This is a genomic window from Curtobacterium phoenicis (genome assembly GCF_047238015.1).
Classification (GTDB): domain Bacteria; phylum Actinomycetota; class Actinomycetes; order Actinomycetales; family Microbacteriaceae; genus Curtobacterium.
Genome location: NZ_JBDFLZ010000002.1, coordinates 520,251 through 540,189, shown reverse-complemented (window position 1 = coordinate 540,189; position 19,939 = coordinate 520,251). Strand labels below are relative to the sequence as shown.

The following is a 19,939-nucleotide window of genomic DNA, read 5'->3' as shown; positions in this document are numbered from 1 at the left end:
CGGCACGGGGACAGTCAATGACCAAAGCCGTTGGAAAAACAAACATCTCCGTGTAAATAGTTCGTTTCTGCGGATCCGACGAAAGGGTGGACCGGTCGATCTGCCGCCTAGGCTCGGGTCCACGGTCGGCGATCGACCGCGTTTCCCCCGGATTGGAGAAAGTCGTGCCGGACCTCAGCGCCCGCGTCCTGGAGCTCGTCGCCTCCGGGCAGGCCTCCAGCCGCACCGAGATCGCGGCCCTGCTCGCGGCGGCGCCGTCGACGGTCTCGCACGTGGTGGCGTCGCTGCTCGCGCACGGACTCCTCGCCGAGGAGGGCACCGACGTCTCGACGGGTGGTCGTCCCCGCAAGGTGCTCCGGATCGGCGGGGCCGACGAGTACGCGGTCGCCGCGGACGTCGGCGGCGGTCACGCACGGATCGGCGTGGTCCGACCGGGAGGCGCGCTCGAGTCCGTCGCGAACGTCCCGTTCGCGCTCGCCGACGGTCCGACCGCGGGGCTGCAGCGGTTGGCCGGGATGCTCGAGCGGCTCGCCGACGAACAGGGCCGCGCGGGACTCCGTGGAGTCGGGCTCAGCCTGCCCGGCCCGGTGGACGTCGAGGCCGGCGTGGTCGACCTGCCGAGCCGGATGCCCGGGTGGAACGGGTTCCCGGTCGCGTCCTGGCTCACCGAACGGTTCGGGTTGCCGGCGATCGTGGACAACGACGCGAACTGCATGGCCGCCGGTGAGCAGAGCGTGCAGGACCCGTCCCGTCGGCAGACGATCACGATCAAGGCCGGGTCGGCGATCGGCGCCGGGATCGTCATCGACGGTCGGCTGTACCGCGGGTCGACCGGGTCCGCGGGCGACATCACGCACGTGCGCATCGACGCCGCCGGCGACACCCCGTGCTCGTGCGGCAACACCGGCTGCCTGGAGACGGTGGCGTCGGGTGCTGCGCTCGTGCGCATCCTGTCGAACGCCGGGGTCGCGGTCGAGTCCACGGCCGACGTGGTCCGGCTCGCCTCGGACGCGCACCCCGAGGCCACCCGGGCGGTACGGCTCGCCGGCCGGTACCTGGGCGAGGTGCTCGCCGCGAACGTCAACTTCTTCAACCCGGACGCGGTGTACCTCGGCGGCATCCTGTCGACCCTCGACCCGTTCATCGCCGCGGTCCGGAGCCAGCTCTACGAGAGCTGCCACCCGCTCATGACGCAGCACCTCGCGATCGAGCCGGTGTCACTCGGCGCCGACGCCGGGCTCGTCGGCGCCGGACAGTTCGCGCTCCAGCGCGGGCTCACCGCCTCGCTCAAGGAGCTCTCCACCCCGATCCCCCAGTCCACCGTCAGGAAGAGGAACGTCCGTGTCTGAGTCCGTCTCTGAATCCGTGCCTGCCGCGCCCGCTGCGTCCGGCGTCCGTCGCCCGGTGATCGCGATCGCGGGGCTCGCCATCGAGACCTCGACGTTCACGCCCACCCGGACGCACGCGCCCGCGTTCCACCCGGACCGCGGCGGCGAGGTCGTCGCGCGGTACCCGTTCCTCGCGTCGTACGCGGACCGGGCCGAGTTCCACGGCGCACTGATCGGGCACGCCCTGCCCGGCGGCATCGTCGACCGCGACTCGTACGAGTCGCTCGCGACCGAGATCTGTGACCGGCTGTCGGTGATCGTCGCGGACGGCCCGGTGGACGGGCTCTGGTACGACATCCACGGCGCGATGGTCGTCGAGGGGCTCGACGACGCCGAGACGGACCTGCTCGGGCGCATCCGCGGGGTGGTCGGGCCGGACGTCGTCGTGTCGGCGTCGATGGACCTGCACGGCAACGTCACGGCGGAGCTCGCGCACCAGGTCGACCTCGTCACCTGCTACCGGATGGCCCCGCACGAGGACGCCGTCGAGACGAAGGAGCGCGCCGTCCGCAACCTGGTCGACGTGCTCACCACCAGGCCGGTCGGCGAGCAACGTCCCGTGAAGGCCTGGGTGCCGATCCCCGTGCTGCTCCCCGGCGAGCAGACCTCGACGCGCATCGAACCAGCGGCCTCGCTCTACGCGCAGGTGCCGGAGGTCGAAGCGGCGGAGGGCGTGCTCGACGCGGCGATCTGGGTCGGGTACGCCTGGGCCGACCAGCCCCGCGACCGCGCCGTCACGGTCGTCACCGGGTGGGACCGCGAGGCAGTGTCCGCCGGCGCCGAACGGCTCGCCCGCGCCTTCTGGGACGTGCGCGAGGACTTCGTGTTCGTGGCGCCGACCGGCTCGTTCGACGAGTGCCTCGCCGCTGCGCTCGCGCCGGGGGCCGCGCGACCGTACTTCGTCTCGGACTCGGGCGACAACCCCACCGCAGGTGGCTCCGGGGACATGACGTGGGGGCTGACGCAGGTGCTCGCGAACCCCGCATTCTCGTCGCCGGACGGCCCGACCGTCATCTACGCGAGCGTCCCCGGCCCGGAGGCCGTTGCCACCGCGGTCGAGGCCGGAGTCGGGGCGACCGTGACCGTCACCGCCGGGGCAGCGGTCGACGCCGTGCACGCGGGGCCCGTCACCATGACCGGCCGGGTGCACGCGGTCAAGCACGGGGACCGCGACGCCGAGACCGAGGTCGTGCTCCAGGTCGGGTCGGTGTTCGCGATCCTCACGAAGCTCCGGAAGCCGTACCACCACGAGCACGACTTCACCGACCTCGACCTCGCCCCGCGGGACGCCGACGTCGTCATCGTCAAGATCGGGTACCTCGAACCCGAGCTCTTCGACATGGCCGCGGACTGGATGCTCGCGCTCACGCCCGGTGGCGTCGACCAGGACCTCGAGCGGCTCGGGCACCACAGGATCCAGCGTCCGATGTTCCCCTACGATCGGGAGTTCCCGTCGGCGCCCGACCTCGGCGCCCGGATCATCCCGCCGTCGAACGAACCGCTCGGAGCCATCGCGTGACCACCGCCCCCGTCGCCCTCGAGATCGCGGTCACCTCGCCTGCCGGCGCGCTCGTCGCCCGGGACGGCGGCGCCGACCGCGTCGAGCTCTGCGTCGGCCTCGAACTCGGTGGCCTCACCCCGTCGCAGGCCCTCGTCGAGACCGTGCACGAGACGGGCATCCCGGCACACGCGCTCGTGCGGTGCCGGCCGGGCGGGTTCGTGCACGACCGTGACGAGGTCGACCTCATGGAGCGCGAGGTCCGCACGGTCCTCCGCTCCGGCGCGGCCGGGGTCGTCGTCGGCGCCCTCCGCCCCGACCGGACGCTCGACACGGACGCCCTGCGCCGGTTCGTCGACGCCGCCCGGTCGGTGAGCGCCACTGCCGAGGTCACCCTGCACCGCGCGATCGACCACGCGGCGGACCCCGTCGCCGCCGCGGCGTCGCTCGCCGAGCTCGGCTTCACCCGGGTGCTGACGTCCGGTGGCGCGCCGACCGCTGCAGCCGGTGCCTCGACGATCGCCCGTGTGGTCGAGGCCGCCGGTGGCGTGCAGGTCATGGCCGGCGCCGGCGTGACCCCGGCGGACGTCGCCGCACTCGTGTCCGTGGGGGTGGCCGCCGTGCACCTCTCCGCGAAGCGCCCGGCCGTCGGCAGCGCCCACGCCGGCGTCCCGATGGGCGGCTCCGACGACGGGTCAGCCCACTTCGTCACCGATGCCGAGGTCGTGCGGGCGGCTCGGCGCGCGCTGGACGTCGTCGCCGCCTGACCGCAGACACCGGTCCGCGCAGCGACCACCGGTGGACGGGAGTCGCGTTGCGGGCCCGCACCGTGCCTCCCGGCCGGCGCTGGGTCACGTCGTCGACGCGACCCGCCCGTCAGCGTCCGGCGGTGGCGTGGTTCGCGACCTGCGTCGCGGAGAGCACGGTGCTGTAGACGGCCGCGTACCGCATCTGTCCCGTGAAGAAGAAGTTCGACGGCTGACCGGGCCACCCGGAGACGGTGTCGTAGCCGATGCGCCAGTACCCGGCGTAGTTCTCGGGCGTCGTGTAGGCGGCGTTCGACGCGACGAGCGCGCCGTCGGCGTAGAGCTTCATCCCCGTGGACGCGGACATCGTCGCGACGACGTGGTGCCACGCGCCGTCGGTGTAGGCCTTCGGCGAGGTGACGACCTGCGTGGTGCCGTTGTACGAACCGAAGACGAGCTGCCCTGCGGTGTTGAGGTACACCTGCCGGTCGTGCTGTCCGGACGTCGTGATCTGGTTGCTGCCGAAGCCGACGAGCATCCCGCCGGCGACGGTGGAACGGAACCAGACCTCGGTACTGAAGGTCGTGGGGTTCGTGTACCGCGTCGGCGTCGAGACGAAGCTCGTGGAACCGTTCAGCTGGTAGGCCGTCCCGGCGTCCCGCGGGCAGGCGTTCGGACTCGGTGCGACCGCCGCCACGGACCCCTGGTACGCACCGTTCTGGCCCTTGCCGGACCAGTCGGTCGCCACCGTCGACCCCGAGGCCTCACCGAGGCGGTAGGCGAACACGGCGTTCGCGGTGTCGGCGCCGACGGCTGCGGAGCACGTGAAGTACGGCGCGGTCCCGGCGGTGTCCGTGTCGTTCGTGATCTTCGCACCGAACGCCGACCGGGTCGGGGCGAACGCGTTGAACAGCACGACCGCGGCGATCGCGAGGACGAGCACGAGTGCGACCACGCGGCCGTCGCGGAGGCTCCGGAGCGCGGTCACGACGCCCGCACCGCGTCGGTCCGGCCGACGGAGAGGCAGAGCACCAGCGGCACGAGGCACGCGGCGATGAGGAGCCCCCAGCCGACGGGGCCGAGGTCGATGTTCGCGGTCAGCTGGTAGTGGCCGTTCTTCGTGAGCTCGTGGATGACCATGTGTCCGACCTGCCCGTCGACGAGGTGCAGCGGTTCGGCACCGGGCGCGGTGATGCGCACCGGGAACACACCCGAGGACACGATGGTCGCATCGACGGCGGTGTGGTCGGCGGTGTTCGTGATCGTGGTCACGTTGACGAACGGCTTCAGGACGAACGCGGCGTAGGACACGGTGAGCGCGCCCCCCGCGATGCGGAGGCACGTGCGGGTGACACGGTCGGTGAAGACGCTCGTGAGCGTCCAGATCACCAGCGTGCCGATGAGCAGGAGCGGGGCCGCGCGGAACAGCCAGCCGAGGTGCGGGACGAGCAGTACCGGCGAGCCGATGACGTCGGCCTGGGTGAGGGTCCACGGGTCGGTCGCGCCGTTGATGTCGCCTCGGGTGTGCAGCCCGCCGTCGTGGTCGACGCCGATGATGCGGTGCGTGTAGACGACACCGGGGTTCGCCGCGGTCTCGAACGTGACGACGTCACCGACCGCGAGGTCCGACGCGCGGGCCGGCAGGTCGAGGACGAGCGTGCCGACCGGTGCGGCCACGCCCATCGACGGGGTCTCGACGACGAACCAGCGCCCGCCGGAGCCGAGGAACAGGACCGCAGCGCCGAGGAGGACCGCGGCGACGACGGCGACCGACCAGGCGAGGACGGTCTCGAAGCGGGTGGCGGTGTGTCCGCCGAGGAGCGGCCGGTCGAGCGTGCCGCTGAGCGGGACGGCTGCGGTCTGGCTCATGTGCTGCTCCGGTCGTCGAGGGTGGTGCGGGGTGGGGACGGGGTGGTGGGTGGCGACGCTCGGCCGGAGGGGGGTCGGTCGAGCGTCGCCGGTCTGGGGTGGTCCGGGCCGCTAGGCGGTGAAGGTCCAGGTCATCGGCACCGAGGCGGCGAGGCCCTGGTAGGTGTTGCCGGCCGACGAGTCGAGCGTCACGGCGAAGTTGAACGGGACGCTGGCACCGGCCGCCGGGGCGGGCGGCATCGTGAACGCGGTCGAGGCAGCGCCCTTGAAGCTGGCGAGCGTGCCGCTGAACACGGTGGTCGAGCCGGAGGTGATGACGAGGTTCATCTTCGAGCACAGGTCGGTGGCGCTGCCGTTGACGGTGCCGTTGTTGGACTGGGTGCAGGTCGCGCCCGGGGTCAGCGTGAAGGTGGCGGCGTTGGCGGTGCCGGTGTTCTTGATCGAGATCGCGGTGTTCACGGTGTTGCCCGGCGTCATCGTCGTGCTCCCACCGAACTTGTTGATCGTCGAGCAGGTCGCGGCGTTCGTCGAGACCGATCCGCCGTCGGTGCTGGTGCAGGTGACCGTGCCGCCGGCGTTCTGCTCCTGCATGGTCAGGGTGCCGCTGGCGGCGGTGTTGCTGCTGTTGGTGATGCTCGCGGCGAACCCGGACAGCGTGCCGGTGAGCGACAGCGAGAGGAGGACGGCGGCGAAGATGCCCGCGAGCAGGGCGACGGGGGCGAAACGGATCCGCTTCGCTGCGGAGGTGCGGGGCTTCTTGGACACGGGGAACCTCTTCGGTCGGTGTGGTCTGGCTGGTCGGTGTGGTCCGGCTCTTCCGGAGGAGCAAGGGGTTCGGGCCGACTTGCTTCACTCATCAAGATACTCAACCATTCACAAACTTGGCTACTCGTGTACTGTCCCCAATGTGAGGGACGCCGGAACTGACCCCGCTGAGCTGATCAGCGCGTTCGACGCGGTCGTGCGCGCGAACGCCGTCCTGGTCCGACAGCTCAGTGCTCGCGCGGGCGTGCACGAGAACGCCCTCCGCGCACTCGTGCTCATCGACGACACGGGCTACTCGACCCCGACCGAGGTCGCCGGCTACCTGGGGCTCACCTCCGGTGCCGTCACGAACATGGTCGACCGGATGACCGCGGCCGGCCTCGTCGAGCGCGCACCGAACCCGAACGACCGGCGGGGGTCACTCCTGCGACTCCGACCCGAGGGCGACGCGGTCGTCCGGGGGTACCGGCAGCGGTACGCCGAGCTGCTCACCGCGGTCGACGCCACGCACGACGGCGACCTCGTCACGCTGCTGAGCGACCTGGCGACGAGCCTCTACGAGCAGGCCGGCGCCGCCGAGGACTGACCGAGCGCGACCACGGCGTCGGCGGCCGCCACGGCGACCGGGTCGTGCGCCGCGTGCACGACGACCACCCCCGCGCGGGCCTCCTCCGCCAGGGCGGCGACGACGAGCGCCGCCGACGCCGCGTCGACACCGGCCGTGGGTTCGTCGACGAGCAGCACCGGCGCTTCCTGCGCGAGCCCGAGCGCGAGGAGTGCACGCTGCCGCTGTCCGCCCGACAGCTGGTCGAAGGAGCGGTGCGCGAGGTCGGCGACGGCCAGGCGCTCGAGCTGGGCCTCGACGACCGAGCGGTCACGCCGCGTGGCCGGGCGCCACCAGGGCCGGGCCCGCCACCGCCCCATCGCCACGGCGTCACGCACGGTCAGCGGCAGCGCGGTGGGCGGGACGGACTGCGGCACGTACGCAACGTCGGCCGGGAGGCCCGCCACCAGTCCGGCGGACCAGGGAACGAGTCCCGCGACCGCGTCGAGCACGGTCGACTTGCCCGACCCGTTGGGTCCGGTGAGCGCGGTGACGGCGCCGGCCCGGAAGGTCGCGTGCAGCCCAGCGACGACACAGCGGTCACCACGGAACAGGGTGACGTCGGTCAGTTCGATGGTCATCTCGGGCACCTGAGCACGCTATCAGTATTGATAGTCGTTTTCATGTAGCGTCTCCGATCGTGACCTGGCTGACCGACCCCTTCTCCGTCGACTTCATGCTGCGCGCCCTCGTCGGCGGCACGCTGGCCGCGGTGCTGTGCGCGGTCGTCGGCACCTGGGTCCTGGTGCGCGGGATGGCCTTCCTCGGCGAGGCACTCGCGCACGGGATGCTCCCCGGCGTCGCCGTCGCGACCCTGACCGGCGTCCCAGCCGCCCTCGGTGCCGCGGCGAGCGCGGGCGTCATGGTCCTCGGCGTCGGAGCACTGCGCCGGCGCGCCCGCCTGTCCTACGACGCGTCGATCGGCCTGCTGTTCGTCGGCATGCTCGCCCTCGGCGTCATCGTCGTGTCCGCGTCGCGCTCGTTCGCGACGGACGTGACCGCGATCCTGTTCGGGGACGTGCTCGCCGTGACCGCGGCGGACCTCGCCGGCCTCGCCGTGGCCGCCGCCGTGGCGCTCGGCACCGCGATCTGCTTCCACCGACCGTTCGCCGCGACGGCGTTCGACGTCCGGAAGGCCGCGACGCTCGGACTGCGACCGCGCCTGGCGGAGGTGGTCCTCGTCGCCCTGGTCACCCTCGCCGTCGTCGCGTCGTACCGGGCGGTCGGGACGCTCCTCGTGGTCGGGCTCCTCCTCGCCCCGGCCGCCGCCGCGCGCGCGTGGACCCGTTCGGTCCGCTCGACGATGCTCCTCGGCGCCGGCATCGGTGCCGCAGCCGTCCTCGCCGGCCTGCTCGTCTCCTGGCACCTCGGCACGGCCGCCGGCGCGAGCATCGCCGTCGTCGCGGTCCTCGGCGTGGCGGTCTCCCGTGGTGCCGCCGCCCTGCTGCACGGCCGCGCGCCGGCGCACTCCCCGACCGTCCCGACCACACGGACCCCAGGGTCCACCGCACCTCGAGAGGCCCCATGAACCACCGCTCCACCCCCGCCGTCGGCGCCGCGCTCGGACTCACGCTCCTGCTCGCCGCCTGCTCGACCGACCCGGCCACACCGGGAGCCTCCGCGACGACCGGCCGCCCGCACGGGTACGTCGAGGGCGCACGGGAGGCCCGCGAACCGCAGGTCCGCCTCCTCGCGGTGGGCCCCGACGGCCAGGCCACGATCCACGACCTACTCACCGACGAGTCCTCCGGACTCGACGACGTCGACGCTCCGACGCACGCCGCGACGGACGGACGGTTCCTCGTCACGTCCGACGACGACCGGACGACGATCACCGACGGCGGCGCCTGGACGGTCGACCACGGCGACCACACGCACTACTACGCAGCCGAGCCGAGGGTCGTCGGGCACGTCGGCCGGGGCGGCGCGGTCGACGTGCACTCCTCCGAGACGGCGACGACGCTGACCTGGCCGGACCGCGGCCAGGCCGTCGCACTGGACCGCGAGGCACTCGGGCAGGGCGAGGTCGAGGAGGTCCTGCGCGTCGAGGCATCGGTCCTGCTGCCGTTCGGCGACCGCTTCGTCGCCGGGACCGACGACACGGTGACCGTCCTCGACGACGCTGGCCGCGCCGTGGGCGACCCGGTGGCCTGCCCGGAACCGGCCGGCGGCATCGTGACGCGGGCGGGGGCCGTGGTCGGGTGCGCGGACGGCGCGGTCGTCGTGGACGAGGACTCTGCGACGTCGGTCCCGCTGCCGGAGGGGAGGACGGACCGGCCGACGTCGTTCGCGGCGCGAGCGGGACGCCCGACCGTCGCCGGGGTCGCCGGGGACGGTGGTGCCTGGCTGCTCGACGCACGGGAGCGCTCCTGGCAGCACGTCGCCTCGGAACGACCGCTCCGTGCGGTCACGGCGGTCGACGACGCCGACGGGCACGTCGTCGCGGTCGACGACACGGGACGGGTGGTCGTCGTCGCGACGGCGGACCCGACGTCCACGAGTGGCCGCACCGCCACGACCGACCCTCTGGTCACGGCGGACAGCCCGGCCCTCCTGCAGGTCGACGCACAGCGGGCCTACGTCGCCGACCCGACCACCGGGTCGGTGCACGAGATCGACTTCGCGGACGACGCCCGGGTGGCCCGCACGATCGAGCTCGGTCACCCCGTCGCCGCCTTCGCCGAGGTCGGCCGGTGACCCCCGCAGCCCGAGCGACCGCTGCCGTCCGCACGGCCGCCGTGCGCGCCACCGCCGTGCGTGCCACCGTCGCGCTCCTCGTCGCCGGACTCGTCGCGACCACCGCCGGCTGCACCACGGCCGAGCGCGACCGCCCCTTCGTGGCCGTGACGACGAACATCCTCGGCGACGTCGTCAGCGAGGTCGTGGGGGACGCCGCGGACGTCGAGGTCCTCATGCCCCCGGGTGCGGACCCGCACTCCTTCGAGGTCTCCGCCCAACAGGCCGCGCGACTCCGTTCCGCCGACCTCGTCGTCGAGAACGGTCTCGGGCTCGAGGAGGGGGTGGCGCGGCACGTCGGGGCGGCAGCCGCCGACGGTGTCCCGGTGTTCACGGCCGGCGACGCGATCGACGTGCTCGACTGGCGCTCCGAGGACGACTCCGGCCCGGACCCGCACTTCTGGACGGACCCACAGCGGATGAACGAAGTGGTCGCCGCGCTGGACGAGGCGCTGTCCACGGTCGGGATCGACGCCCCCGGGACCGACGCGTACCGAGCAGAGCTCGCCGCGCTCGACGACGAGGTGGCCGCAGCCCTCGCGACCGTCCCCGCCGAGCGCCGCGCCCTCGTGACGAACCACCACGTGTTCGGCTACCTCGCCGACCGCTACGACTTCCGGGTGGTCGGCGCCGTCATCCCGAGCGGCACGACCCTCGCCTCGCCGAGCGCCGCCGACCTCCGCGACCTTGCGACGGCGATCGAGGACGCCGGCGTCCCCACGATCTTCGCCGACCTCTCCCAGCCCGCCCGACTCGCCGAGGTCCTCGCCGACGAGGTGGGCGTCGAGGTCACCATCACCCCGCTCGCCACCGAGTCGCTGACCCCGACCGGTCCCGCGAGCACGTACGTCGGCATGACCCGCTCCAACGCCGATGCCATCGCCGACGGCCTGTCGGCTTCCCGATGAGAAAGAGGAACAACGCAGTGAGAACCACGACGACACCACCGAAGCGACGCGCAGCCGTCGCCCCCGCCCTGCTCCTCGGGGCGGCCGCCCTCACCCTGACCGCGTGCTCCACCGACCCCGCGGACACAGCGGACCGCGCAGAGCGCACGCGCGCTGCCGACGAGACCCGTGTGACCGTCACCTACGACGGCGGCGTACTCGTCCTCGACCAGGACCTCCGCGTGGTGTCCGACGACCCGATCGAGGGCTTCACCCGCGTCAACCCCGCCGGGGACGGCCGTCACGTGCTCGTCACCGTCCCCGAGGGCTTCCGCGTCCTCGACACTGCGTCGGACCCGGCGCTCACCGACGCCGTCTTCCCCGCCGAAGCCGGCGGCCACGCGGTCGTCCACGGTGACCGGACGACGCTCTTCGCCGACGGCACGGGCGACGTGACGGCGTTCGACCACGACGACCTCGCCGACGCCGTGGACGACGGCAGCCTGCCCGAGGTCGACACGACGCGGTCCGAGGCCGCGCACCACGGTGTCGCGATCGAGCTCGAGGACGGCACGCTCCTCACGACGATCGGCACCGAGGAGTCCCGGTCCGGCGTGCGCGCGCTCGACGACGACGGCTCCGAGGTCGCGCGCTCCGAGGTCTGCCCGAACGTGCACGGCGAGGGCACGGTCGCGGACGAGGTCGCCGTCTTCGGCTGCACCGACGGCGCGCTCGTGTACCGGGACGGCACCTTCACCAAGATCGACGCCCCGACCGAGTACGGCCGCACCGGCAACCTCTTCACGACCGACACGAGCACCGTGGCCGTGGGTGACTACAACGACGACCCGGACAGTGAGGGCTACCTCCTCGACCAGCTCGCACTGATCGACACCGCACAGGAGTCGTACGCGACCGCGGACCTGCCCGAGGGCGTCGGCTTCACCTTCCGCGACCTCGCGCGCGGACCGGACGACGAGGCGGTGGTCCTCGGGTCCGACGGCGCCCTGCACACCGTCGACGTCACGACGGGCGAGCATCTCGACACGTTCCCGGTCATCGACGCGTGGGAGGGCCCCGTCGAGTGGCAGGACCCGCACCCCGCCCTGAAGGTGGTCGGTGACACCGCCTTCGTGACGGATCCGGCGACGAAGACCGTCCACGCGGTGGACCTCACCAGCGGGGAGGTCGTCGCCTCCAGCGACGAGCTCCCCGGTGTCCCCAACGAGATCGCGGTCGCGTAGCGCCGGGACGGACCCGATGACGGACTGGAGGCGCGGCGCGGGCCCGCACCGCGCCTCCAGTCCGTCCAGAGGGTGCGTCAGCCCCAGACGCGGTCCGCGATCGCGACCACGCTGCGGACCTTCGCCCACTGCTCGTCCTCGGTCAGCACGTTGCCCTCCTCCGTCGACGCGAACCCGCACTGCGGGCTCAGCGCGAGCTGCTCGAGCGGCGCGTACTGCGCGGCGTCCCGGATACGCTGCTCGACGACCGCCGGGTCCTCGAGCTCGCCGGTCTTCGACGTGATGAGCCCGAGCACGACCACCTGGTCGCCGTGCGGCAGGAACCGCAGGGGCTCGAAACCGCCGGCACGGTCACTGTCGTACTCGAGGAAGAACCCGTCGTAGCCGGTGTTGCCGAGCAGCTCCTCGGCCACGGACTCGTACCCGCCGGACGAGATCCAGGTCGAGCGGAAGTTGCCGCGGCACACGTGCGTCGTCACCACGAGGTCCGACGGCCGTCCGTCGAGCACCCGCCGGACGATCGAGGAGAACCGGGCGGCGATGCCGTCGGTGTCGATGCCGCGCTCCCGAGCCTTCTCGAGCTCGACGTCGGAGCAGAGGTACGCCCACGCGGTGTCGTCGAGCTGCAGGTACCGGACGCCGACTCCGTGGAAGGCGGCGATCGCGTCGCGGTACGCCGTGACGAGGTCCTCGGTGATCGCGGCCCGGTCGGCGTAGTGCTCCGTGCGGACCTGGTCGGCGTCGAGCCGGAAGTCGAACACCGTCGGCGACGGGATGGTGAACTTCGCGGTGACCCCGCGACGGGCTGCCTCCTGCACGACGAACCGGGCGTGCGCGAGGAAGGGGTGGTCGGACGGGAACGACACCGGGCCGGTCACGCGGAGCCCCTTCGGCGTCGTGGAGACCCCCTGGAAGGCGATGCCGTGGTCGAGCTCGACGACCTCGACACCGTCCAGTCCGCCCCAGAAGTCGAGGTGCCACCAGCTGCGCCGGGCCTCGCCGTCCGTGACGACCTGCAACCCGGCCGTCTGCTGCGCGTCGGCGAGCGCCCGGACGGCCTCGTCCTCGACGGCGCGGAGGGCGTCGTCGTCGATCGTCCCGGCTGCGTGCGCGGCGCGGGCCTCCTGCACGGCGGCGGGACGGAGGTAGCTGCCGACGACGTCGGCTCGGAACGGCGGTCGCGATGACATGCGCCGATGGTACCGAGGCGGAACCAGGAGCCGGGAGCCCGCTGCGTCGCACGGCGTAGTGTGCGCTGCATGCCCGCAGTGACCGACACGTTCACCCTGTCCAACGGTCTGCACATCCCGAAGATCGGCTTCGGTACCTGGCAGATCCCGTCCGGCAGCGATGCCTACGACGCCACGAAGACCGCCATCGAGGCCGGTTACCGCCACATCGACACCGCACTCGCGTACGGCAACGAGGCCAGCGTCGGCGAGGCCGTCCGTGACAGCGGAGTCCCGCGCGACGAACTGTTCATCACGACGAAGCTCCCCGCCGAGGTGAAGACGGCTTCCGGCGCCCGTGACGCCTTCGAGGAGTCGTCCCGGAACCTCGACCTCGGCCACGTCGACCTCTACCTGATCCACGCGCCGTGGCCCTGGAGCGACATGGGGTCCGACCACCGCGACGGCAACGTCGAGGTGTGGAAGGTGTTCGAGGAGCTCTACGACGCCGGCCGGACGAAGAGCATCGGTGTGTCGAACTTCATGGTCGCCGACCTCGAGGACCTGCTCGACCGGACCGACGTCGTGCCGCACGCGAACCAGATCCGCTGGTTCGTCGGGAACACGCAGGACGAGACGACCGCGTTCGACCGTGAGCACGACATCCTCACCGAGGGCTACTCGCCGCTCGCGACCGGCGGGCTGCTCGAGAACGCGAAGATCCGGGACATCGCGGCGGAGTACGGCAAGTCCGTCGCGCAGGTCGCTATCCGGTACCTGCTCGAGAAGGACGTGCTGCCGCTGCCGAAGTCGACGACGCCGTCGCGCATCGCGGAGAACGCGGACGTGGACTTCGTGCTGTCGGCGGAGGACGTCGCGGCGCTCGACGCGCTGGAGGACACGACCGCGTGAGCAGCGGTCGCTGACGCGACCACACGACGGACGGGCGCGCCCCGCTCAGCGGCGACGCGAAGCGTTGCGCGGGGCGCGCCGACCGAGCCTGCGAGGGAGGACGGTGCCGGCTGGCACCGCGCCTCCCGTCCGTCTCCACTGCCCGCTACAGCAGCCGGTCCCAGACCCAGCGGAGCGGCTCCAGCACCGGTCCCTGCTCGTCCTCGCTGCGCGGACGCAGGAGGAGCGCGCTCGCGATCTGCGTCACGAGCAGCGCCGTGGCCTCGATGCGCTCGTCGTCGGCGCCGGGGTCGAGCGACCGGAGCTTCAACCGCACGATGCCGGCCACCTCGTGCGCGAGCGGCCGGAGCCGACCCGCCTGTCGTTCCGCGAGCGCCGGGGACGCCGTGAGCACCTCGCGGCGTCGGCTGACCAGTCCGCCCGGTCCGTCCGGCACCTCGACCAACCCGATCAGGCCGGACAGCACGCCGGCGTCCGGATCGGCGAGGTAGGCGCGCACCCGACCCTCGTCGAGCGCCGGCAGGGCCGCGCCGAGCAGTGCGTCCTCCTTCGTGGGGAAGTGGTTGAAGAAGGTGCGCTGCCCGACACCGGCCTCGGCACAGATCTGGTCGACGGTCAGAGCGGCGACGCCGTGCTCGACGGCCAGCCGGATCGCCGCCTCCTCGATGGCGCGTGCGGTCGCCCGGCCTCGCGCGTTCGTGGTCCTGCCCGTCGTCGCCGCCATGGTCTATTCGTACCGCAACGCGTCGATCGGGTTCTTCCGGGCGGCGCGCCGAGCAGGCAGCGTCCCGGCGAGGAACGCGATCGCCACGATGAGCAGGACGACCCCGGCGATGCCCTCGGGGCGGAACAGCAGCAACTGCAGCCCGTCGAGGCCCGAGAGCGGACCGTCGGCGAGCACGGCGTTGAGCGGCAGGCCGACGAGCATCGCCACGACGACGCCGAGCACGCTCCCGAGCAGGCCGATGATGACCGCCTCGATGCTGAACACCGTGAACACCCTTCCGTTGCCCATCCCCATCGCCTTCATCAGTCCGATCTCCCGTGTGCGCTCCTGCACGCTCATGAGCAGGGTGTTCACGATGCCGAAGGCCGCGGCGAGCAGGGCGATCACGGCGAACGCGTTGAGCACCCCGGTGATCCCGCTGATGACGGTCTGCACGGTGCCGAGCTGGTCCGCGATGGTCTGCGCACGCATCCCCGCATCGGCGACGGAGCGCTTGAGGGAGGCGACCTCGGACGAGGTGGCGTCGGCGGAGAAGTGCGCGATGGCCACCTGGTAGCGGTCAGGTGCCTTCGTGCCGGCCTTCTGCTGCTCGGCGATGTCCCGGACGAGTGCGGCGTTCCCGCCGGCTCCGGAGTTGAGCAGGCTCGTGTTCGAGACGCCGACGACGGTGGCGCTCACCGTGTGCGCGTCGCCGAGGACGTCGGTGAAGCCGAGGGTCACGGTGCGTCCGACAGCGGCCCGGGCACTGCCGAACCCGAGCGGGTCGACGTAGTCCGCGGGCAGGGTGACCTGCCGTCCGTCCGCCCCGGCATCGAGTTGCGCACCGGCGGCCAGGTCCGCCTTCGCGATGGACGACGTCGGAGCGATCGAGAACTGGTAGCGCTCGTCAGCGGATCCCCGCACCCAGTCGATGCTGACGCTGTTCACGGGCGCGACGTCGGTCAGCCCGTCGATCTGCCGCAGGTCGTCGATGTCCGCATCCGTCAGCGCTCCGGCGGACCCGGTGAGTGGGTTGCTCGTGCCGTTCGACGCCGTGGAGGTCGCGGGGTCGTACTCCTGCGGGCCTGAGCCGGTCGTGGCGGAGGACGCCTTGGACACGAGGAACACGTCGCCGGCGCCGAGGGACGCGACCTGCTTCGTGACGTAGTCGGACACCCCGGCGCCGAGCGCGGTGGTGATCGTCAGCGTGAACGCCCCGACGAAGAGCGCGAGGACGGTGAGGACGGTCCGGAGCTTGCTGCGGAAGGTGTTCGCCGCAGCGGCACGGACGAGGTCGGTGGTCTTCACGCCGCCACCGCCGTCGAGGCGTCGACGATGCGCCCGTCGCGGACGAGCACCTGGCGGTCGCACCGCGCCGCGAGGTCCTCGTCGTGGGTGACGATCACGAGGGTGATCCCGCGGTCGCGGTTGAGCCCGAACAGCTCGTCCTCGACGATGGCGCCGGTGGCGGAGTCGAGGTTGCCGGTCGGCTCGTCGGCGAAGATGACGTCCGGCTCGGCGACGAGCGCACGGGTCAGCACCACGCGCTGCTTCTGTCCACCCGACAGGTCACTGGCGCGGTTCTTCGCCTTGTCCTCGAGCCCGAAGCGACGGAGCGCCTCGAGCCCACGACGCCGCCGTTCTCCGGAGGGGACCCCGGCGATGGCGAGCGGCAGGGTGACGTTGTCGAGCACGGAGGTGCTCGCGGTGAGGAAGAACTGCTGGAACACGAAGCCGAAGCGTCGGTTCCGCAGGTCGTTGACCCGCCGCGCGGACAGTCCGGCGGTGTCGGCGCCGTCGACGAGCAGCTGCCCCGAGTCCGGCCGGTCCAGCATCGCGAGCAGGTGCATGAGCGTCGACTTGCCGGAGCCGCTCTTGCCGACGATGGCGAGCGATGCGCCCCGGTCCACGCGGAGCGAGACGTCCGAGAGGGCCTGGAAGCGGTTCTCCCCGCGCCCGTAGGCCTTGGACAGCGACCGTGCCTCGAGCACGGGCGACGGTGTGGATGTCGATTTCATGCAGTGAAAGTAGCATTTTTCGGCAGTTACTGCCATAAGTCTCGCTCCGAAGCCCGCTGTCGCACAGTGTTCACACGGCGGCGTCCGCCGACACGAGGACGAAACAGACGGGCAACGGCCACGACACAGCGCCGCACGACACTCGTACTACCTGTCGCCCGACAGGTACTGCCGCGAAAGGTCTGCAGCCATGCGCTCTCCCGAAGCTCCGCTCCACGCACCACGCGCCACCACGTCCTCCGGACCCGCCGCCGGCCCCTCGACGGCCGCCTCCGACCTCGCCGCCCTCGGGTACGAGCAGGAGCTCCACCGCGGCGTCGGGTCGTTCTCGTCCTTCGCCGCCGGGTTCTCCTTCGTGTCGATCCTCACCACGGTGTTCCAGCTGTTCGGCCTCGGTTTCGGGCTCGGCGGCGCCGCGTTCTTCTGGGCGTGGCCGCTCGTCTTCGCGGGACAGCTCCTCGTGGCGCTCAACTTCGCGCAGCTCGCGGCACGCTGGCCGATCTCCGGCGCGATCTTCCAGTGGTCGAGCCGACTCGCGGGCGCCCGCTTCGGCTGGTTCACCGGCTGGACGATGATCATCGGGCAGATCCTGACCGTGGCCGTCGCCGCCATCGCCGTGCAGGCGGTGCTGCCGTCGATCTGGGACGGGTTCCAGATCGTCGGGGGCCCGGGGGCGAACGCCTCGGTGGCCTCGCCGACGGGGGCCGCGAACGCGGTGGTCCTCGGGTTGGTGATGCTCGTGCTGACGACGGTGGTCAACATCGTGAGCGTCAGGTTCATGGCTCGGGTGACGAGCTTCGGCGTCCTCGTGGAGATCGTCGGCGTCGTCGTCCTCATCGCGGCCCTGTTCGTCCTGCCGCACCGCTCGCCGGCCGTGGTGTTCTCGACCGCGGGCTCGACGAGCACCGAGCCGTACGTGTGGGCGTTCCTCGCGTCGTCGCTCATGGCCGCCTACGTCATGGTCGGGTTCGACTCCGCCGGTGAGCTGGCCGAGGAGACCCACAACCCGCGTCGCACCACGCCGAAGACGATCGTCCGCGCCCTCACGGTCTCGGGCCTCGGCGGCGGCCTGCTCATCGTCGGCGCCCTCGTCGCCGCGCCGAGCCTGACGGACGGGAACCTCGCCACCCAGGGTCTCGCGTGGGTGATCACCTCGACGCTCGGTGACGTCTTCGGTCGCCTCCTGCTCTGCTGCGTCGCCGTCGCCGTCTTCGCCTGCACGCTCGCCGTCCAGACCGCGGGCGCGCGCATGGTCTACTCGATGGCCCGGGAGCGTGCGCTGCCCTTCCACCGCGTGCTGTCCCGGGTCTCGCCCCGGACCGGCACCCCGATCGCCGCCTCGATCGTCGTCGGCGTCGGCGCCGGGCTGGCCCTCGCGGTGAACATCGGCCAGTCGGCGATCTTCACCGCCCTGTCGAGCCTCTGCATCGCGATGCTGTACCTCGCCTACCTCGGTGTGACCGGCCCCCTGCTCCTCGAGCGGATCCGCACTCGGCGCACCGGCCTGCCGACCGGCGTGGACGAGGACGGGAAGCCACTGTTCACGCTCGGCCGCTGGGGCATCCCGCTCAACGCCCTCGCCGTACTGTTCCAGGTCGGCATGGCGGTCAACCTCATCTGGCCGCGGCCGGAGATCTACGACCTCACGGGCAACTCGTGGTGGCTGCAGTACAGCGCGCTCCTGTTCATCGGCGCGGTGCTGCTCATCGGCTGGGGCTGGTCCTCGTGGCGCCACCGGGCACACGGGCCGCTGACCCTCGCCGAGGTGCCGCACACCGCTCCCACGCCGATCGCCCCCGTCGAGGCCTGACGGCGCCCTCCCTGCTCGCACCGCCCGCTCCACCGAAAGGCCCACCCGTGCGTGACCTCCACCAGACCGACAGCGTGACCGCCTCACGCTCCGACGCCCGCGCGCAGGCCGGTGCGACGTCCGACTGGATGCCGTACCTCCCCGCGTCCACGTCGCCGTTCGCCCCCGAGGGGGTCGACCCGACCGACCTGGTGTGGGCCGAGACGGTGGCCCCTGGCGGCTACACGCATCGGGTGCTCGCCCGCGGGACCCGGTTCCGGTTCGACGACCCGACCGGCGACGCGTGCGCGAACGTCCTCGTCTACAACGCGCTCGAGCCGTGGGAGCGGTTGAACGTCGCGGACACGCAGAAGATCCCGTGGCAGGCGTACCTCGGGCAGGGCTCGCCGCTCCTCAGCGGCGACGGACGCGTCCTCGCGAGCATCGTCGAGGACACCTCCGGCCACCACGACGCGTTCTGCGGGACCTCGACCGACGCCTGGAACGAGCGGAAGTACGGCGACGCCGCGCCCGAGGGACCGAGCCCGAGCGGGCGGTCGCTCCTCGCGAAGGCCGCGGCGAAGCACGGCCTGTCGAAGCGGGACCTGCCGCCGAGCGTCTCGTTCTTCCAGGGTGTGCACGTCGAGGCGGACGGCACGCTGACGCCCACGGGGAGCGCCGGGCCGGACCGTCACGTCACCCTCGTCGCCGAGCTGCCGCTCCTCGTCCTCGTCGCCAACGTCGCCCACCCGCTCGACCCGCGCGCCGAGTACACCGTCGGGCCGCTCCGCGTGCACGCCTGGCGTGGGACGGCGACCACGGCGGAGGACGACCGGGCGACCGCGACACCGGAGCTCCACCGCGCCCACCTCAACTCGATCGACTACGCGGAAGCACGAGGCTGCTGATGACCACCGCCACCATCACGTCCACCGTCCCCGTCGGCGCCGTCCACGCCCCCGACGTCCCGCTCGACTGGAGCGAGTCCCTCGTCCCCGGCACCGTCGTCCGCGACGACCGGGTGGCGCCCCTCGCACCCTGGTCCGCCGTGGTCCACGCCGGCAAGGTCCTCACGATCGTCGACGTCGGCGGCAACCAGAGCGCCGACTGCCTCGTCTACGACGCACACGACCCGGACGAGCGGTACAGCGTGCCCGACACGTTGGCGGCCCAGGGCAACGCGTACGTCCGGACCGGCACCGTGCTGATGTCGAACGAGGGTCGTCCGCTGATGACCGTGGTCGCGAACGAGATCGACCGGCAGGACACCATCGGCGGCGCGTGCTCGAAGGAGTCGAACACGCTCCGGTACGGGCACCACACGCAGTACCAGCACGGCTGCCGCGAGAACTTCCTCGCTGAGGCCGCCCGCCACGGGCTCGGTGCCCGCGACCTCGTGTCGAACCTCAACTGGTTCATGAACGTCCCGGTCGAGGCGGACGGTGCGCTCGGCATCGTCGACGGCATGAGCGCCCCCGGCAAGCGCGTCGCGGTCCGGGCCGAGCGGGACGTCCTCGTGATCGTGTCCAACTGCCCGCAGATGAACAACCCCTGCAACGACTTCTCCTGCACACCGCTGCGCATGATCGTGGTCCAGCCGTGACCACG

Annotated in this window: 20 protein-coding genes; 12 read left to right on the top strand and 8 right to left on the bottom strand. The window is 72.2% G+C overall.

Annotation, left to right across the window (positions count from 1 at the left end):
* The first annotated feature begins 164 nt into the window (after positions 1-164).
* The 3 genes from ABC270_RS02765 to ABC270_RS02755 are packed head-to-tail and all read left to right on the top strand — an operon-like array spanning position 165 to position 3,653.
* On the top strand, positions 165-1,349 hold the full coding sequence (locus tag ABC270_RS02765) for an ROK family protein (RefSeq protein WP_412879391.1): 1,185 nt from the start codon (positions 165-167) through the stop codon (positions 1,347-1,349).
* On the top strand, positions 1,342-2,907 hold the full coding sequence (locus ABC270_RS02760) for a M81 family metallopeptidase (RefSeq protein WP_412879390.1): 1,566 nt from the start codon (positions 1,342-1,344) through the stop codon (positions 2,905-2,907). Before ABC270_RS02765 ends, ABC270_RS02760 begins: the two co-directional genes overlap by 8 nt.
* A complete protein-coding gene (locus ABC270_RS02755; RefSeq protein WP_412879389.1) occupies positions 2,904-3,653 on the top strand; it encodes a copper homeostasis protein CutC in 750 nt (249 codons plus the stop codon). The genes ABC270_RS02760 and ABC270_RS02755 overlap by 4 nt, the downstream gene beginning before the upstream one ends.
* Before the next feature lie 109 nt (positions 3,654-3,762).
* Here the strand turns inward: ABC270_RS02755 and ABC270_RS02750 are convergent, their stop codons facing one another.
* The 3 genes from ABC270_RS02750 to ABC270_RS02740 form a co-directional block, all read right to left on the bottom strand.
* Positions 3,763-4,620 carry a LamG domain-containing protein gene (locus ABC270_RS02750; protein ID WP_412879388.1) on the bottom strand — a complete coding sequence of 286 codons (858 nt, stop codon included), beginning with the start codon at positions 4,618-4,620 and terminating at the stop codon, positions 3,763-3,765.
* On the bottom strand, positions 4,617-5,501 hold the full coding sequence (locus ABC270_RS02745; RefSeq protein ID WP_412879387.1) for a S26 family signal peptidase: 885 nt from the start codon (positions 5,499-5,501) through the stop codon (positions 4,617-4,619). The genes ABC270_RS02750 and ABC270_RS02745 overlap by 4 nt, the downstream gene beginning before the upstream one ends.
* Before the next feature lie 111 nt (positions 5,502-5,612).
* On the bottom strand, positions 5,613-6,266 hold the full coding sequence (locus ABC270_RS02740; RefSeq protein WP_290133130.1) for a COG1361 family protein: 654 nt from the start codon (positions 6,264-6,266) through the stop codon (positions 5,613-5,615).
* A gap of 142 nt (positions 6,267-6,408) precedes the next feature.
* On the opposite strand from ABC270_RS02740, the gene ABC270_RS02735 reads away from it, so the two are divergent.
* Positions 6,409-6,852 carry a MarR family winged helix-turn-helix transcriptional regulator gene (locus ABC270_RS02735; protein ID WP_412879386.1) on the top strand — a complete coding sequence of 148 codons (444 nt, stop codon included), beginning with the start codon at positions 6,409-6,411 and terminating at the stop codon, positions 6,850-6,852.
* Here ABC270_RS02735 and ABC270_RS02730 read toward each other — a convergent pair.
* On the bottom strand, positions 6,822-7,451 hold the full coding sequence (locus ABC270_RS02730; RefSeq protein WP_412882024.1) for a metal ABC transporter ATP-binding protein: 630 nt from the start codon (positions 7,449-7,451) through the stop codon (positions 6,822-6,824). The two genes, ABC270_RS02735 and ABC270_RS02730, sit on opposite strands and share 31 nt — an antisense overlap.
* Before the next feature lie 59 nt (positions 7,452-7,510).
* Here ABC270_RS02730 and aztB point away from each other — a divergent pair, with 59 nt between their 5' ends.
* The 4 genes from aztB to ABC270_RS02710 are packed head-to-tail and all read left to right on the top strand — an operon-like array spanning position 7,511 to position 11,737.
* Positions 7,511-8,398 (top strand): zinc ABC transporter permease AztB, encoded by an 888-nt coding sequence (aztB, locus tag ABC270_RS02725; protein WP_412879385.1) that lies wholly within the window; start codon positions 7,511-7,513, stop codon positions 8,396-8,398.
* Entirely contained in the window at positions 8,395-9,567 is a 1,173-nt protein-coding gene (locus ABC270_RS02720; RefSeq protein WP_412879384.1) for an ABC transporter, read from the top strand. Before aztB ends, ABC270_RS02720 begins: the two co-directional genes overlap by 4 nt.
* 56 nt (positions 9,568-9,623) lie before the next feature.
* On the top strand, positions 9,624-10,514 hold the full coding sequence (locus ABC270_RS02715; RefSeq protein WP_412882023.1) for a metal ABC transporter solute-binding protein, Zn/Mn family: 891 nt from the start codon (positions 9,624-9,626) through the stop codon (positions 10,512-10,514).
* Between the two features lie 17 nt (positions 10,515-10,531).
* A complete protein-coding gene (locus ABC270_RS02710; protein WP_412879383.1) occupies positions 10,532-11,737 on the top strand; it encodes a hypothetical protein in 1,206 nt (401 codons plus the stop codon).
* A 77-nt stretch (positions 11,738-11,814) separates the two neighbouring features.
* On the opposite strand, the gene ABC270_RS02705 is transcribed toward ABC270_RS02710, so the two are convergent.
* Complete coding sequence (locus ABC270_RS02705) at positions 11,815-12,927, bottom strand: 5-methyltetrahydropteroyltriglutamate--homocysteine S-methyltransferase (RefSeq protein ID WP_412879382.1); 1,113 nt, start codon at positions 12,925-12,927, stop codon at positions 11,815-11,817.
* 69 nt (positions 12,928-12,996) lie between these two features.
* On the opposite strand from ABC270_RS02705, the gene ABC270_RS02700 reads away from it, so the two are divergent.
* The gene (locus tag ABC270_RS02700; RefSeq protein WP_412879381.1) at positions 12,997-13,818 is read left to right on the top strand and encodes an aldo/keto reductase; all 822 of its coding nucleotides are present in this window, start codon (positions 12,997-12,999) and stop codon (positions 13,816-13,818) included.
* A 145-nt stretch (positions 13,819-13,963) separates the two neighbouring features.
* Here ABC270_RS02700 and ABC270_RS02695 read toward each other — a convergent pair whose 3' ends face one another.
* From ABC270_RS02695 to ABC270_RS02685, 3 genes are read right to left on the bottom strand one after another with little or no spacing between them, the layout of a single operon-like run.
* Positions 13,964-14,542, bottom strand: coding sequence for a TetR/AcrR family transcriptional regulator (locus ABC270_RS02695; protein ID WP_412879380.1), 579 nt, complete (start codon positions 14,540-14,542; stop codon positions 13,964-13,966).
* 3 nt (positions 14,543-14,545) lie between these two features.
* Positions 14,546-15,832 (bottom strand): ABC transporter permease, encoded by a 1,287-nt coding sequence (locus ABC270_RS02690; RefSeq protein WP_412879379.1) that lies wholly within the window; start codon positions 15,830-15,832, stop codon positions 14,546-14,548.
* Positions 15,829-16,542: an ABC transporter ATP-binding protein gene (locus ABC270_RS02685; protein WP_412879378.1), complete on the bottom strand. Its 714-nt coding sequence runs from the start codon at positions 16,540-16,542 to the stop codon at positions 15,829-15,831. Before ABC270_RS02685 ends, ABC270_RS02690 begins: the two co-directional genes overlap by 4 nt.
* Before the next feature lie 190 nt (positions 16,543-16,732).
* Here ABC270_RS02685 and ABC270_RS02680 point away from each other — a divergent pair, with 190 nt between their 5' ends.
* From ABC270_RS02680 to ABC270_RS02670, 3 genes are read left to right on the top strand one after another with little or no spacing between them, the layout of a single operon-like run.
* A complete protein-coding gene (locus ABC270_RS02680; RefSeq protein ID WP_412879377.1) occupies positions 16,733-18,352 on the top strand; it encodes an APC family permease in 1,620 nt (539 codons plus the stop codon).
* 47 nt (positions 18,353-18,399) lie between these two features.
* Positions 18,400-19,239, top strand: coding sequence for an urea amidolyase associated protein UAAP1 (locus ABC270_RS02675; RefSeq protein WP_412879376.1), 840 nt, complete (start codon positions 18,400-18,402; stop codon positions 19,237-19,239).
* Positions 19,239-19,934 (top strand): urea amidolyase associated protein UAAP2, encoded by a 696-nt coding sequence (locus ABC270_RS02670; RefSeq protein WP_412879375.1) that lies wholly within the window; start codon positions 19,239-19,241, stop codon positions 19,932-19,934. The genes ABC270_RS02675 and ABC270_RS02670 overlap by 1 nt, the downstream gene beginning before the upstream one ends.
* Positions 19,935-19,939 lie beyond the last annotated feature (5 nt).

Bases quoted from the DNA above. Each gene is read 5' to 3' on its own strand.
- ABC270_RS02695 (WP_412879380.1), bottom strand. From the start codon at position 14,542: ATGGCGGCGACGACGGGCAGGACCACGAACGCGCGAGGCCGGGCGACC.
- ABC270_RS02685 (WP_412879378.1), bottom strand. From the start codon at position 16,542: ATGAAATCGACATCCACACCGTCGCCCGTGCTCGAGGCACGGTCGCTG.
- ABC270_RS02720 (WP_412879384.1), top strand. From the start codon at position 8,395: ATGAACCACCGCTCCACCCCCGCCGTCGGCGCCGCGCTCGGACTCACG.
- ABC270_RS02730 (WP_412882024.1), bottom strand. From the start codon at position 7,451: ATGACCATCGAACTGACCGACGTCACCCTGTTCCGTGGTGACCGCTGT.
- ABC270_RS02745 (WP_412879387.1), bottom strand. From the start codon at position 5,501: ATGAGCCAGACCGCAGCCGTCCCGCTCAGCGGCACGCTCGACCGGCCG.
- ABC270_RS02680 (WP_412879377.1), top strand. From the start codon at position 16,733: ATGCGCTCTCCCGAAGCTCCGCTCCACGCACCACGCGCCACCACGTCC.
- ABC270_RS02700 (WP_412879381.1), top strand. From the start codon at position 12,997: ATGCCCGCAGTGACCGACACGTTCACCCTGTCCAACGGTCTGCACATC.
- ABC270_RS02705 (WP_412879382.1), bottom strand. From the start codon at position 12,927: ATGTCATCGCGACCGCCGTTCCGAGCCGACGTCGTCGGCAGCTACCTC.
- ABC270_RS02670 (WP_412879375.1), top strand. From the start codon at position 19,239: ATGACCACCGCCACCATCACGTCCACCGTCCCCGTCGGCGCCGTCCAC.